Annotated in this window: 10 protein-coding genes; 6 read left to right on the top strand and 4 right to left on the bottom strand. The window is 41.8% G+C overall.

What is annotated here, in order from left to right; genetic code table 11:
- The first annotated feature begins 38 nt into the window (after positions 1-38).
- The gene (locus AACH28_RS07290; RefSeq protein ID WP_341832605.1) at positions 39-2,738 is read left to right on the top strand and encodes a glycoside hydrolase family 88 protein; all 2,700 of its coding nucleotides are present in this window, start codon (positions 39-41) and stop codon (positions 2,736-2,738) included.
- A 62-nt stretch (positions 2,739-2,800) separates the two neighbouring features.
- A complete protein-coding gene (locus AACH28_RS07285) occupies positions 2,801-6,985 on the top strand; it encodes a two-component regulator propeller domain-containing protein (protein ID WP_341832604.1) in 4,185 nt (1,394 codons plus the stop codon).
- Positions 6,986-7,233: 248 nt separating this feature from the next.
- On the opposite strand, the gene AACH28_RS07280 is transcribed toward AACH28_RS07285, so the two are convergent.
- Entirely contained in the window at positions 7,234-8,427 is a 1,194-nt protein-coding gene (locus AACH28_RS07280) for an MFS transporter (RefSeq protein ID WP_115048005.1), read from the bottom strand.
- Positions 8,428-8,652: 225 nt separating this feature from the next.
- Between AACH28_RS07280 and AACH28_RS07275 the strand changes: the two genes are divergently transcribed.
- From AACH28_RS07275 to AACH28_RS07265, 3 genes are read left to right on the top strand one after another with little or no spacing between them, the layout of a single operon-like run.
- Positions 8,653-9,090 carry a sodium:solute symporter family transporter gene (locus tag AACH28_RS07275; protein ID WP_070569570.1) on the top strand — a complete coding sequence of 146 codons (438 nt, stop codon included), beginning with the start codon at positions 8,653-8,655 and terminating at the stop codon, positions 9,088-9,090.
- A gap of 40 nt (positions 9,091-9,130) precedes the next feature.
- Positions 9,131-10,342 (top strand): M20 family metallopeptidase, encoded by a 1,212-nt coding sequence (locus AACH28_RS07270; protein ID WP_239468709.1) that lies wholly within the window; start codon positions 9,131-9,133, stop codon positions 10,340-10,342.
- Entirely contained in the window at positions 10,335-11,306 is a 972-nt protein-coding gene (locus AACH28_RS07265) for a Gfo/Idh/MocA family oxidoreductase (RefSeq protein WP_236586092.1), read from the top strand. The genes AACH28_RS07270 and AACH28_RS07265 overlap by 8 nt, the downstream gene beginning before the upstream one ends.
- 18 nt (positions 11,307-11,324) lie before the next feature.
- Here the strand turns inward: AACH28_RS07265 and AACH28_RS07260 are convergent, their stop codons facing one another.
- Genes AACH28_RS07260 through AACH28_RS07250 form a run of 3 tightly spaced genes read right to left on the bottom strand, consistent with a single transcriptional unit; the run spans position 11,325 to position 13,465 of the window.
- Entirely contained in the window at positions 11,325-12,002 is a 678-nt protein-coding gene (locus AACH28_RS07260) for a YiiX family permuted papain-like enzyme (RefSeq protein ID WP_313418884.1), read from the bottom strand.
- A gap of 15 nt (positions 12,003-12,017) precedes the next feature.
- Positions 12,018-12,920, bottom strand: coding sequence for a hypothetical protein (locus AACH28_RS07255; RefSeq protein ID WP_341832603.1), 903 nt, complete (start codon positions 12,918-12,920; stop codon positions 12,018-12,020).
- A gap of 53 nt (positions 12,921-12,973) precedes the next feature.
- Complete coding sequence (locus AACH28_RS07250; protein ID WP_341832602.1) at positions 12,974-13,465, bottom strand: hypothetical protein; 492 nt, start codon at positions 13,463-13,465, stop codon at positions 12,974-12,976.
- A 674-nt stretch (positions 13,466-14,139) separates the two neighbouring features.
- Between AACH28_RS07250 and AACH28_RS07245 the strand changes: the two genes are divergently transcribed.
- Positions 14,140-14,952 carry a ribose-phosphate pyrophosphokinase gene (locus tag AACH28_RS07245; RefSeq protein WP_201639421.1) on the top strand — a complete coding sequence of 271 codons (813 nt, stop codon included), beginning with the start codon at positions 14,140-14,142 and terminating at the stop codon, positions 14,950-14,952.

The following is a 14,952-nucleotide window of genomic DNA, read 5'->3' as shown; positions in this document are numbered from 1 at the left end:
ATAACTTAACCATTTCACCTTAAAAACCTACAGATAACATGAATGTTAATGCGATGTCTTTGCGAAGATATACCCTCTTTTTGCGCTTTCGAAATTTAAAAAGGCCATCCATTGCCAAAGCACTATTTTTGACGGGAATTCTGTGCGCTTTTCAACACGTTGAGGCACAGAGTACCAGGCAGCTGCAAAAAGCGTGGGGCCTTGCAGATCAACAAGCTCAACTACTTTATAAAGAATTGCAGCTCTTGAAAAAAAGGGATTCATCCTTGGTTTCGCCACGTACGCTTTCCACAGATAACGAACTGGTTGCTGTGAAAAGGGGGGACTGGACCAGTGGTTTTTTTTCTGGCGTCCTATGGTTTCTCTACGAAAAGTCGGGAAAACAACAATGGAAGGATCTCGCTTCGGAAACAACAAGGTCGATCGAGGCGGAGCAATTTAATGGTAAGACCCATGATATGGGCTTTAAGATCTATTGTAGCGTTGGAAATGGTTATCGCTTAACCGCAAATCCACAGTACCGGGAGGTGCTTGTACAGGCAGCCAAAACGCTGGCAACCCGTTTCAATCCAACAGTCGGCTGTATACGTTCGTGGGACCACAATAGCCACCGCTGGGACTTTCCGGTTATCATTGATAACATGCTCAATCTAGAATTGCTGTTTGAAGCAACCAAACTCACTGGAGACTCTACTTATTATCAGATCGCGGTGAGCCACGCCAACACAACGCTAAAAATTCATTTTAGACCGGATTACAGTACCTATCATGTGATAGACTACAACCCGAAAACAGGAGCAGTGCAGCATAAAAACACCCATCAGGGCTTAAGTGACGAATCGACCTGGTCGCGGGGTGAAGCCTGGGCACTGTATGGCTATACGATGTGTTACAGAGAAACCGGCGATCCGAAATATTTGCAGCAAGCCGAAAAAGTTGCACATTGGCTGTTTACACATCCTAATATGCCGAAAGACTTGATCCCTTATTGGGATTTCGATGCACCTCATATACCAAATGAACCACGGGATGTGTCGGCAGCGACAGTCATCGCATCGGGGCTGTTGGAATTAAGCACGTATAGCAACCAAGGAAAAGATTATCGTGCAAAAGCACAGACCATATTGGCTAACCTGATAGACCATTACATGTCGCCACCAAATAAAAATCGCGGTTTTATATTATTACACAGTACGGGATCGAAACCTTCCAATACCGAAGTGGATAAACCTTTGAGTTATGCCGATTATTATTTCTCGGAAGCACTGCATCGACAAGAAGAGCTGCAGTCCGGAAAAGTGCAATCGGATCTGGTCCGAAAAAATCCAGCGGGACAATTGATCTATTTTCCGGATGCACAGGGAAACGTCATCCCCGACTTTAGCCATGTGGGCTATCATCAAGGTGATCAAAAGCTGCCCAATGTTCCTGTCGTGGTTACGGTAAAACCCAGCATAAATGGCGATGATCAGCAAATTATACAGCAGGCTATCGATGCCGTAGCAGCAAAACCACCTGATAAAAACGGTTATAGAGGTGCTGTTTTGTTAAAAAAAGGCCTATACACTATACCTGGGAGTTTGGAAATTCATGCCAGCGGTGTGGTGTTGAGAGGTGAGGGGGATGCCGAAGGACAAACCCTGCTTAAAGCAGCAGGCCAGCACCAACGGAGCTTATTGAAAGTTTCCGGTACGGGTAATTATACAGTGGATCAGGCTAGACAACAGTTTGTTAAGCCTGGCTATGGACCTGTAGGGGCTAACTATGTTCTGGTCGATCGTCCGAAGGAATGGAGAGTGGGCGAGCAGGTCCTCCTCTCGTATGAAATGAACGATGCCTGGATTGAAGCGCTTCGAATGAACCAGATTGAAAAAAGAGAAGGGACGAAACAGTGGACAGTGCGGGAATACAAGCTAAATTTTGAACGTACTATTTTAGCCATTCGAGGTGACTCTGTATTTTTTGATAATCCCCTGGTGATGGCGATTGATCCGAGGTACGCAAAAGTGGCCGTTATTCCCTACACCTTCGACGGGCGTATAAGTGAAGTTGGGATCGAAAATATACGGTTCGAGTCTGATTTTGTAAGTGATACGGACGAAAATCACGGCTGGATTGCAATTGATATGGATAAAATAACGAATGGTTGGGTGCGCAATATCACCGCGCGTTATTTTGGCTATGCGGCGGTGAGTCTTGGTGCTTTTGCCAAACAGATTACAGTAATGAAGTCGCGGTGTCTGGATGGAAAATCTCAAATTACAGGCGGGCGGAGGTATTCGTTCAATAATGACGGTCAGCTTAATTTATTTAAAGAACTTTATACGACGGAAGGTCGTCATGATTACGTAACAGGGGCCAGGACCCTCGGTCCGAACGTTTTTAGCCTTTCTAGCGCGGAACGAACACATGCGGATATTGGTCCACATCATCGATGGGCTGTTGGAACCTTATACGATCAAATCGTAACGGATGGTGAAATTAATGTGCAGGATCGGGGTAATTGGGGGAGTGGACACGGTTGGACTGGGGTGACACAAGTCTTATGGAATTGTACGGTCAAAAGTGCTGCAGTACAACAGCCCTGGACTTCTGGGCAAAATTTTGCCATAGGCGTAAAGGGAGAGAAAGTAGCTGGAAGATTGAAAAATAGAAACGCTGGTTATTGGGAAAATCAAAACCGGATAATGTCGATCGGCTCGCTTTATGAGCAACAATTAAAAGATCGATTAAAGTGATTCTTGTTCGTGTTTATTCAATGGAATGATTATTTTTATCATCCATTTCAATTATATACCTTATGATGCCACTACGTGTTTTTGTGCGCTGTTTTTGCTGTGCTTTAGCGTTAATTTCTGTTTTGCATGCGCAGGAAAAAAACTATCGTTTTTTACACTTGGATGTCAATGAAGGTTTGTCTCAGGGCAGCGTTTTCGCTATTGCTCAAGATTATTTGGGTTTTATGTGGATCGGTACCCGTGATGGCTTAAATAAGTACGACGCAAGAAAGTTTACGATTTACCGCAGCAATCCACAAGATAGCCTTTCCTTAGAGCACAACTTTATTCAAGCGATTACGGAAGATAACAAAAGTCGGCTTTGGATAGGGACAATGACAGGACTGAATTTATACAATCGTGCGTCAGACAATTTCATCCGTATACCCTTACCTACTGTGGAGAGTAGCAGTGGAAAAATGGATGTCAACGTTCATCAGATTTTTCAGGATTCCAAGGGCAAGATTTGGATTGCGACAAATATAGGCTTGTATAAGATTAAAGAGGGCCGGCATCTCGAAGCGGAATTGGTCTTCAATGAGATTACCGTTGAAAGAAGCCAGGGAAAAGAATACTATCGTAATTTTCGGACCGTGTATGAGGATCGCAGAAAGCGATTGTGGTTTTGTACTGATGATGCCATTGTACTCATGCAGGCCGCATCGAAAGATGGAAATAGTTTAAAGGTTCTACGGACTTACTTCAAAGAGAAATCAGTAGATAATAAAGTTAATCAACGGTTTCAGGCCGTATTGGAGGTTAGTCCAGGTATATTCTGGGTAGGCACGAAATATAATGGGATTCGGATTATCAATGAGCATACAGGCGAAATATCCTCGTTAACTGAAGCGGGCAATCATACAGGTTTGGCCAGTCAAGATGTACGGTCCTTAAAAAAAACAGTTGATGGAAAGATTTGGATCGGAACATTCAATGGCCTATATGTTTATCAAAATGGAAAACTGCTTTTTATTCAGGCAGACGATGGAAATCCCAATAGCTTAAGCAATAATTCCATTCGTCCTATATTTCAGGACAAGAGGGGATCTATTTGGATCGGAACCTATTTTGGAGGGGTCAATATCTATGACAAGGATATTCCCAATTTTCAGAATTTTACCCATCAAGCTAAACGCAATAGCTTAAGTTACAATGTGGTGAGCGCTTTTGTTGAAAATGGAATGGGAGAACTTGTAATTGGAACTGAGGGTGGAGGATTGAATTATTTTAATCGGCGTACGAATTCGTTTTTTAGTGAACGTCACGATAAAAATAACCTGAATGGCCTAAGTCATAACAATGTGAAGTCCATCTGTCTAGATAAGGGAGGGAACTTATGGGTAGGTACCTATGACGGTGGATTGAATTTAAGACGAAAGGGGCAACAAGGCTATGAACATTTTCGTTTCGATCCCAATGTAAGTAATGGCCTGGCAAACAATAATGTCTATGCAATCTTAGAGGATCGCAATGGCGATATTTGGATTGGCACGTTCGGTGGCGGACTACAGGTGCTTCGTAAAAACCAGAAAGTGGGATCTTTCCAGACATTTGATGTTGCAGGAAAGCAATTGAGCTCCAATATGGTGCGCGCTTTGCTAGAGGATTCAAAAGGTAATCTATGGATCGGTACTTCCAATGGGTTAAATCTAAAACTAGCCGGTACCGATAAATTTGTTTCCTTTCTAAATGACAAGAAAGATTCTCTTTCAATTAGCGGAAATGATATTGTGAGTATCCATGAAGATCGAAAAGGACAGATTTGGATCGGTACCTATATGGGCGGGCTCAATCGCTATCTTCCGGAGAAGAAAGCGTTCAAAAGGTTCAATGAACGAAATGGATTGCCGATCAACAATGTTTTTGCGATGTTGAGCGATCTGAAAAACAAATTGTGGTTGAGTACAAATACAGGGATTTCTTGTTTCGACCCCCTATCGGGTCATGTACGCACCTATACGAAGACCGATGGTCTTCCTGGCAACGAATATATTCAAAATGCAGCAGCAATGTTGCGGGACGGAAAACTTGCCTTTGGAAGTTTCTCCGGCTTCACCCTATTTAATCCGGATAGTTTAAGTGTCAATAATTATATTCCCCCCATTCAGTTTACAGAGCTGAAATTATTCAATAAAACAGTTCTCCCAGGTATTGATGCTGTTATTCCCAAAGATATATCCATGATGGATGAATTGATACTTGATCACAATCAAAATGTTTTTAGTCTCGAATTCAGTGTGTTGAATTATGTCCATTCGGAGAAAAATCAATACGCGTATTATCTGAAAGGTTTTGATCAAGACTGGAATTATGTGAGCAATCCCGTGGCTACGTATACCAATTTAGACCCTGGTACCTACGAGCTTTGGGTAAAGGGGGCTAACAACGATGGGGTATGGAACGAAAAGGCAACGGTTTTGAAGATTAAAGTGCTGCCAGCACCCTGGAAGACATGGTGGGCCTATAGCGGCTATTTTCTTCTTTTTGCTGCGGCCGGTTTTTTGGTTATCCGATTTTTCCACGGCCGGAATAAATTGAAACAGGACCTTTTGATTCGGCAAATAGATTCGGAAAAACAGGAGGAGCTCCATGAAGCAAAACTGAATTTCTTTACCAATATCTCCCATGAATTCCGTACGCCATTGTCATTAATTATCGGGCCGTTAAATCAATTAAAAGGCGACCGATCGCTTTCAGCGTATGCACAGGAGCACCTTGGTTATGCGACGAGAAATGCCGATCGGTTGATGAATCTGGTCAATCAGCTGCTTGATTTCAGAAAACATGAAGGCGGAAAGATGAAATTGTTTTGCCAAAAGGTTCATCTTGCTACGTATTTGGAAAACATTCGCCAGAATTTTCACTTTATTGCCGAAAAAAATAATATTCAGTTTTTTCTGGATAATAAGGTAAGTCCTAATTACGTTGCAGGTTTCGATCCGGAACAATTTGAAAAAGTCCTTGTCAATTTGATTTATAATGCGTTTAAATTTACGGATAAGGGAGGTAAAATAAAGATACAGGTTGAGCTAGAAGTGGAAGGTGAGTTGGAGAAATTGCTTGTTTCCGTTTGGGATTCCGGGCGTGGAATCCCACCCAAAGATATTCCTTTTGTATTTGAACAATTTTATCAGGCCAATACAAAAGGCTTGTCGGCTACCAACGGTGGAATAGGTTTGGCACTTTGCCGTTCCATTGTCCAGTTGCACGGCGGGAAACTCACTGTTGAAAGCAATATGGTACAGGAAACGACAGACTACAATACGGTATTTCGGATCAGCCTGCCCCAGAGCGCTGTCGTCATCGAAGAGCTACCGGTCTTAACGGATACTCCAGGGATGATATGCGCTGACCCAGCAGATGCCGGTATGCCCTATGTGGATACTACAAAAACAGCAATTGAGCGTCCTGCGGCGGAGGAAGATAAACCCATCATACTTGTTGCCGAGGACAATGTGGAGCTACGTTGTTTTCTATGTGAAAATTTACGAAAAAAATATATTGTTTTGGAAGCCAACGATGGTATTGAGGCCCTGGAATTGGTGCAAACAAAACAGCCCGATATTATCATTTCGGATGTAACGATGCCCAACTGTGACGGAATCACACTTTTGCAGCAGATTAAAAATGATAGCAGTTCAAATCATATTCCGGTGATTCTTTTGACAGCCCGCACAGCTGATCCTTATATCACAGAGGCATTTGAAATCGGTACAGATGATTACATTACCAAGCCCTTCAGTATGCCGCACCTCATTCAGAAAATTTCTAACATCTTACAGACGCGGAAAAGGTTGGAGGAAAAATTTGTACAGCATTATCTTCTTGGAGCGCAGGGAACAGATCTGCCCGAAAGAACTCGTTTCTTGGATCAGGTGTTGAAGATTGTTGAAGAAAATCTGGGCTGCGAAGATTTTGGCGTGCTTGATCTTACAAAAGCCATCGGTGTGAGCCGCTCTGTTTTGTACCGCAAGATTAAGCAGCAAACGGGACTGAATCTGGTTGAATTTATTAATATGGTCCGTCTCAAGAAAGCAGCCTATATTTTGGTGAACGATACAGGTTTGAGTATCAGCGAGGTGGCTTATCAGGTCGGGTTCAATGATCCAAAGTATTTTAGCAAATCATTTAAGAAATTCTATAAGGAGAGTCCACGTACCTATGTTGAAAAATTCGGTGTAAAGGAAAGTAGCAATTTAGAAAAATAAGCAAGGGTTTTCGTGATTTGGTCAGCAGCAGCGAGGACAGCAGACTGAATTTTTTTCGGTCAAAAAAAAAGGTTTTCAAACGGGGAGAATGAAAACCTTCAATAACCAATTATAAACCTAAATTATGATGCAACAAATATAGTTGTTTTTAATACTATTTTAAAAATAATTCAACTTTTAAGTATAGTTTTGTAGCTGTCCAGCTACAGGTTAATATTGCCCTGTCGCTGAAAGAACCTGCCCATAGCTTATACGCTTTTGACCAACTTATGAATAACGTATAAAGTGGTCAATCCCAACAGCGCAAATATGCCATAACCTAATCCAATCTGAAACTGCGAAGAAGGGTTTACCAAGCTTACCGTGATGTAACTGAGTGAAGAGGTCAGCAGGTAGGTAATTCCGCCAACCAATCCGCCGGCGATACCTGCCGACAATGGAAACCTCCCTAAACAGTAGCTGAAATAATTGTTAAAAATAAATCCTGCTGTACAATGTACAGCAAATGCGAAAAATGTCAATGTATAGAGATTTGACAGGTAAGGTGAAACCAAGAGCATACATACAATCAGGCTGATCTGAATGAAGTTGGCGATTCTCAACTTCGGAACCAAGGCTCTTTTAATAAGGGCTTTACCAATAAAACCACCACACATCCAAGCTAAGCCCATAATTAGCGAGGTATAACCGGTTGTGATTGCGCTATAGCCCAGCTGGTGTTCAATAAAAAAGGGACCGCTGAGGTTGTAGAACATGACAAGACCGTAGGATATACCGCACATGACTATACCGAAGGTAAAATCATTGCTTTTAAGCATCATTTTAAATTCGCCAATCAGGTAGTTGATATGGAGAGGTTTCTTCTGTTTGATTGTTTCGCCAGAAAAGATCAGTTCAAGGATGAAAAGTACAGCACTGTAAACGGCCAGAACCATAAAGTTAGAACGCCAACCAAATTGTGTCTGAAGGTAGCCGCCAATAAAAGGAGCGACAATCGGACCGATCGACCAGACGATGGTCATAATGCTGAGGTAGTGCTTGCGCTGTTCACCTTCGTAGACATCCACAAAATAGGCTCTTTTTGAGATGACCACAAATGCCGATAAGATGCCCTGTAGAATACGCATCAGGTAAATAACCCAAATATCTTGCGTGCTTGCTGTAATCCAGAAACTGACAATGAAAAGGAAAAGTGATATCAGGTTGATGCGATATCTTCCCCAAGCGTCAACCAACGCTCCTGTAAAGAACTGAGCAACACCATAGCTGATTAGAAAAAGCGAAAGGGTTAGCTGGATTTTGCTTTCATTCAAGCCAAGCTCCTGAGCCATTTGTGGCATCGACGGAAGATAAATATCGGTCGCAAGTCCCGTAATCGGAACAAGTGCAAATGCTAGTATCGTCGGGATAAAAGATTGCTGTGGTTTAGTGTTTTTTTCCATCCTTTAATTTTTTAAATTTCGCGTCTCTATGGACGTTCATGCAGCCAGCCACTTTTTTCTCTTTGACCTGCTAAATATGATGTGGACAAAAGTAGCTTCATTGCCTGTTTCGAAAGATATAGAATTCAAACAAATTATTGTGAAAATCAAACAGGCTTATTGCGGTAGGCTAAAGGTGGTATACCCGCATGTTTTTTGAAATAATTACTGAAGTTTGCGGGTTCCATGAGTGCGGTTGTACTGATCAGTTATTCGGATAAGCCGGTTTTCCTTTATTTGATGAATCTGTATGGTCTTTTCACGCCAGGCATCGCAACAATGTTTTTAATGGGGGTATTTTGGAAAAGAACCACATCGCAGGGTGCTTTAACAGCAGGTTTACTGACAATTCCCCTTTCTTTACTTTTGGAATACACCTTACCTGAAATGCCGTTTTTTAATAGAACAGGCATTGTATTCTGGACTTGTATGCTTGCTTGTGCTGTGGTCAGTTTGTTGACACCAGCGGTCGCCGAAGCAAGATTAAAAAATCTGGTGTTGACGGGCGATTCTTTTCAGGTACCGGATCAGGATAAAGCCGCTTACCGTGGTTTTCGAAATCCGACCTTATGGTGGATTATTATAACGGTGTTGGTGCTCTATTTTTATGTACGTTATTTTTAGCTTAACTTGTTGACCTGTTATACTCTTAAAACTTATCCAGATGATCGACCCAATATTGAAAGAATTAAATGCCAAGATAGCGACTGTTTTTCCAAAAATCGTTGCAATGCGCCGACATATCCATCAGCATCCTGAATTGTCTTTTCAAGAATACGAGACAAGTGCCTATATTCAGCAACAACTTCGCGAACTGGGTATACCATTCGAGCTTGTCGCTCAGACAGGTGTTGTGGCTGTACTGACCGGACAAAAATCGGCGAGCGATGATATTGTGGTATTACGGGCTGATATTGATGCTTTGCCGATACATGAGCAAAATGATGTGGACTATAAATCGAGGAATAGAGGTGTCATGCATGCTTGTGGCCATGATTTTCATACGGCTAATCTCTTGGGGGCGGCCTCCATATTAAATGATTATAAAACGGAGTTTTCTGGTAAAATTATACTACTATTTCAGCCTGCTGAGGAAAAGATTCCGGGCGGAGCGATTCAGGTTTTGGAATCCGGGATTCTGGAATCTTTTGGTGGAACGATTAAAGCTGTGCTGGGGTTACATGTAAGTCCCCGTGTTTCTGTAGGAAAAGTCGGTTTACGTTCGGGACGATTTATGGCCTCGAGCGACGAGTTCTATTTCACCATTAAGGGACGTGGTGGCCACGCTGCGGAGCCACATCGGGCTGTTGATCCCATTATGATCGGCGCGCAGTTACTCACCACCTTACAGCAAGTTGTCAGCCGGAAAGCCAACCCCGATGTGCCGTCTGTATTGACCTTTGGTCGTTTCATTGGGGATGGTGCTGCCAATGTTATTCCCGAGGAAGTCAAATTAGCCGGAACATTTCGTACCATGGATGAGGTATGGCGCAAGGAGGCGCTGGAAATGGTTGCTGAAATAGCGGCAACGCTTCCCGTATCGCTGGGTGCAAAGGTGGAAGTTGAAGTACGGCATGGTTACCCCGCACTTTATAACGATCCCGCATTAACGCAAAAAGTCAAAACAATTATTGCGGAAACGATGGGGAATAGTGTGCCACAAGATCTCGAAATCTGGATGGCGGCCGAGGATTTTGCTTATTATTCTTATCGTTATCCGGCGTTGTTCATGTTGATTGGGACAAATAACGACGATTCCACCACGCAATATGGCCTTCATAATCCACAGTTCAATCTTGATGAAAAGGCTTTCGAAACATCCATGGCTGTTTTGGTCAATGCAGCTATTTCTCTTTTGAATGAATCAAATGAATAGAAAGAAATTCTTGATGTCCTCTTTTGCATTTGGACTATCCTATGCCGTTAATGCGAATAACAAGCTGTCCTCGAGGCAAGAGAAGGTAAAAAAAATAGGGATCATTGGACTGGATATTACGCACGCTGCTGCTTTTACAAGAGCGATTAATACGGCTGCCAGCAATCATCCCTATGGAAAATTCAGGGTTACTGCGGCTTACCCCTATGGAAGCAAAACGATCCCTTTAAGTATCGAGCGTATTCCGAAAATTACAGCGGAAGTGCAACAGCTCGGGGTTTCGATCGTATCAAGTATTGCCGAACTATTGAAGAAAGTAGATTATGTACTTTTGGAGACAAATGATGGAAATCTCCATTTGGAACAGGCACTTCAAGTGATTAAAGCAAAGAAACCTTTATTTATTGACAAACCAATAGCGAATTCCTATGTGGACGCTTTCAAAATTTTTGAAGCTGCAAGAAAGTATGGTTGCCCTATTTTTTCGTCAAGCTCCTTGCGTTATATTACCGGTCTTCAGGAAGTGGATAGGACTAAGGTTATCGGAGCAGATGTCTATTGTCCGGCAGTAACGGAACCTTCACATAAGGATTTATATTGGTACGGCATTCATGGCGTTGAAATGTTATTTGCGTTGATGGGATCGGGGTGTCTTTCGGTAAAGACTGTTCAGGAACAGGGTACCTCGTTTTATGTTGGGAACTGGGCGGATGGAAGAATTGCCTCACTTCGGGGCATTCGTGAGGGGAAGGATGATTTTGGTGGAACGGTTTTTTTGAAAGATCAGATTGTCCATTTGGGGCAATTTATGGGATACGGTCCCTTGTTGGATAAGATCCTTCCATTTTTCGAAACGGGTGTAAGTCCGGTTGACGAAAAGGAAACCCTGGCAATATGCGCATTTATAGACGCCGCCGAAGAAAGTAAATTAAACGGCGGCAAGACGGTTCTGCTTCAAAAATAAAAAACTATGTAGGTATGCTTAATACGTATTCGCAATCGTGATCAATAACGCACTATTAAAAATCGAAGCTGGTGATATGACCGTTTCATTTAGCGGGACGCTGTTGCCGTAACGCTCTTTCAATTTGGTTTTTACTTCGGGGCTGCTTAGGTCAAAATCTTTCAGCTTTTCCAGCTTCCCAACTTCGATGCCTGCTCCACGTTGGTATATTTTCCAGATCAATTCCGAACAATATATTTTATCGTCCGACCATTCGAATGTAGCATCGTAATTTTTTCCGAGAAAATTTTTGCCGATTGATTTCATTTTGGCCAGCGTCGAATTGGTCAGTACCTGATCTGCATTTTTGAGGCGCTTGACCGCGTAATGCTGCTTTTCCCCTCGCGCAATCCAGTGTTCTAACTTAGTTACACTTACGGGCTGTACGGCTTCCAGTACATAAGGATTACCGTTCTCATAAAAAATAATCCCACAATGGGAATACGGAGAACGCGTCGCTAATTGGATCGCTTTACATTGCGGTGAAATGGAAGACTGAAAGATCATATCACCATCTTTGAGTGGGGGCAATTTCGCATTATCTTTTGCGTGTTTGGGGGCCACTTTTTTTGGTTGAGCATGTATTGGCTCAGCAAAGATCAGCGTGACTAACATCAAGCTAATCAGCGATAGCAGGTATATAAATGTCTTTTTCATTGTTTTATTGATGACTTATTGAAATAGTTTCATGATTTTCTTTGACTTGGTCCTTTCGGCAAGTTGAAAAGCAGATAATACGTCGGATTCATATTGGTATACTTTCTCCGTGTTTGCACCGTTCTGCAAAAGATAATCTACGATTATTTTGTTTTTTATTAAGATAGCTTTTCCAAGTAATGTGCATTGTGTAAAGCTATAATCAGCTTTAATTTCATCAATACCCAGTCGGTTCAGGCTATTTAAACAAGTTTTACGGATAAAATCCATGTCGTTTTTTTCTATTGCTATCTTCAGGATTTCGAAATCATTGAATTGTCTGTTTTTAGCTAGAAATAAATGGTGAAACTGTTTTGCGATAGCGTACTGTCCCTTTTCTAAAATCCGATGAATGGCATTGCTGCTAAATTCCTCTACTGTGGAAAATCCATGCAGCTGACTAAAAAATAAAAGTATATTTTCAAAAGGGAGCTTGGCTACCTCCAGTTGCATGAGGCCGCTCAGATCGTTCGTGTCGAATAAATTCTCCATGTGTCTGAGGCTGTCCAAAGCGATAAATTGAAATTCGGGTTGATAGTCCGCGAGCCAATTGGAGGATTTGGCTATTACAAAGGTGTTGTTAGCAATCCTATAGTTGATAGAGATAGCTGGTTCAGCATAGTTGATTATTGTTATTGTACTGTCTGATAATTCATAATGTTTTGAACGAAGATGCGCTGTCGTTGCGGTGGGAAAGAGCCTGTTGAGATTGATCTGTATGGCGTATACGCCCAACTTGTCTGCATGCAAATTATAACAAAGTGTTCCTTGCTCTGTGATGTAAAAGGGTATTCTGCTCCCCGGCTGCTGTGACTGAAAAACGATCTTGTTTTGGTAGGCAAATAACGATGTTGCCAGACCGGCTAGTAAGCAAAGCATGCAAAGACCTATTTTTAACCCTAAGCGATTCATGGTATAAAATGATCGCATGACTAATCGTGGTATAGCTCTAAAAACTGATTGATCTGATTGGTTAACCCAAACGATTCGGATTCCAATAAATTGATTTCAGCTTGTATCTCCATTGTAGTCGGCGACAAGGTAAGCTTTCGATAGACCTGAATATCTAGTTCCAAAACGGCTAATTGTAGTGCGAGCAGCTGTTTGCCTTCTGTCGTATGGAGTTGTAGTTCATTAAAGGCATGTTTTAATCGTTCCAATTCAGCGATTGATTTTTGGACGTCATTTTCATCGGCCTTGCCAAATTTCGGATAGGCCTCTCCCAACGTGCGAAAAGCATCGAGGTATTCTTCCTCGGACATTTCATAAATATTCGAATAGAGCATATTGTACGCATCAATGGCGTCATAGGTTTCCGAATCCATTAAGTCTTCGCGATAGTCCTCGACCAACTGTTTGATGTCTTGAGATTCAATCTGTAAGATTGACTCAATATCCTGTTTGATAAGATTGGCTATTTCCATGCTTTATGCTTAAAGTAATCTAAAGTCCCCCGCCGGCTCACAAATTTGCTGACAAAGAATTTTTTGACTTTGGTATAGACAAAGATCTTGTTTTATCGCAAAATTTCAATCCCTATAATCAGCTAATTTTTATGGAGACTGTCGCTCAGCAGTTTTTTATCACCTGAGCATCTCCTATAGGACCTGTGCAGTCCATATTTCCATCGCATTTTTCTGTCTTGTCGCACGTATTTTTCTTTCTGCCCGTCAATCAAACGGAGAGCGGGATGCCGTGTAGCCAAACGGGGATGAGCGAGCTATCAAATTCTACCTTTTAACATTGTTTGTTCAGTGATTGTTCAGTGCTCGTTCAGTGATGACTCAGTGTGGACTGTATAATTAATGAATGATAACTGTCTAAATAGTGACTAAAAATTGTTATGAGATACGACTTGGTATAGGTATGCTTGGTTTAATATAGGTGAATCAGGAGATCAGCTTTAGGACCAATAGTTAGAAATGGGGGATGAATTTTAAGTAAACTAACTTTCTCTAAATTATTTGATTGATAGTGTTTTATGGTGTTTTTGTGATTTTATGAGTAAAAAGTACTCAATATATTTTGCGCGCTTAAATTTAATCCTCATATTTGTTGAGTAAAAAATACTCAATAGTACAAAGTAAAATTAAAAGCTATGATCGTATTAAATAAGCAACAGGTAGTCACAGAACAATTTCCAAACGGGGAAACAAAAGTGAAAGATTTTGATCAGTTGATCTTAAAAGACAACCTTGTCGAATTTACATATCAAGAAGATGGAGACTTAATCCGCTTGCTTTTTGTCAAGAAGCGGTTGGATGAAACCGAAGCTGAAACTTGTCGGTTATTGATCCATTATATGCCCTATAGCCGTATGGATCGCAAAATAGAAGGTGATTTATTCACATTGAACTATGTGGCGGAGTTTATCAACAGTTTGCAATTTGATCAGGTGTTTGTGGTCGAACCGCATTCCCACGTTACCCTGGAACTTTTAGTGAACAGTGTTGGGATTTATCCAGCATTGGACTGGTTGCCACAGTTGATGGAAAAGCTTGATTTTTCGGACAATGATCGGATTGTTTTCCCGGATAAAGGAGCGGCGGCACGTTACATCAACAGCGGCTATGAAAATAGCTGTGTTTTTGAGAAAAAGCGAAATCCACAAACAGGCCGGATCGAAGGGATGGAACTTAAGGCTGGAGATATTCCGCTTGGCGCAAAATGTATTATTGTCGATGACCTCTGTTCTGCAGGTGGCACATTTCTTTGGGCCGGGAAAATATTGAAAGAAATGGGAGCCAGTGCAGTTTATCTTTTGGTCACACATTGTGAAGCCCGAATTTTTAAAGGGACCCTGTTGGATGATGATTCACCAATAACCAGTGTCTTTACCACCAATTCCATGATGGATACCGAGCACCCAAAAATAAATTATATTAACTTAACGACTGAAAGTTATGTTTAA

The sequence above is a fragment of the Sphingobacterium thalpophilum genome (genome assembly GCF_038396785.1).
Classification (GTDB): Bacteria; Bacteroidota; Bacteroidia; order Sphingobacteriales; family Sphingobacteriaceae; genus Sphingobacterium; species Sphingobacterium thalpophilum_A.
Note: the sequence above shows the minus strand (reverse complement) of the source record. Positions and strands in the feature narration are given on the sequence as shown.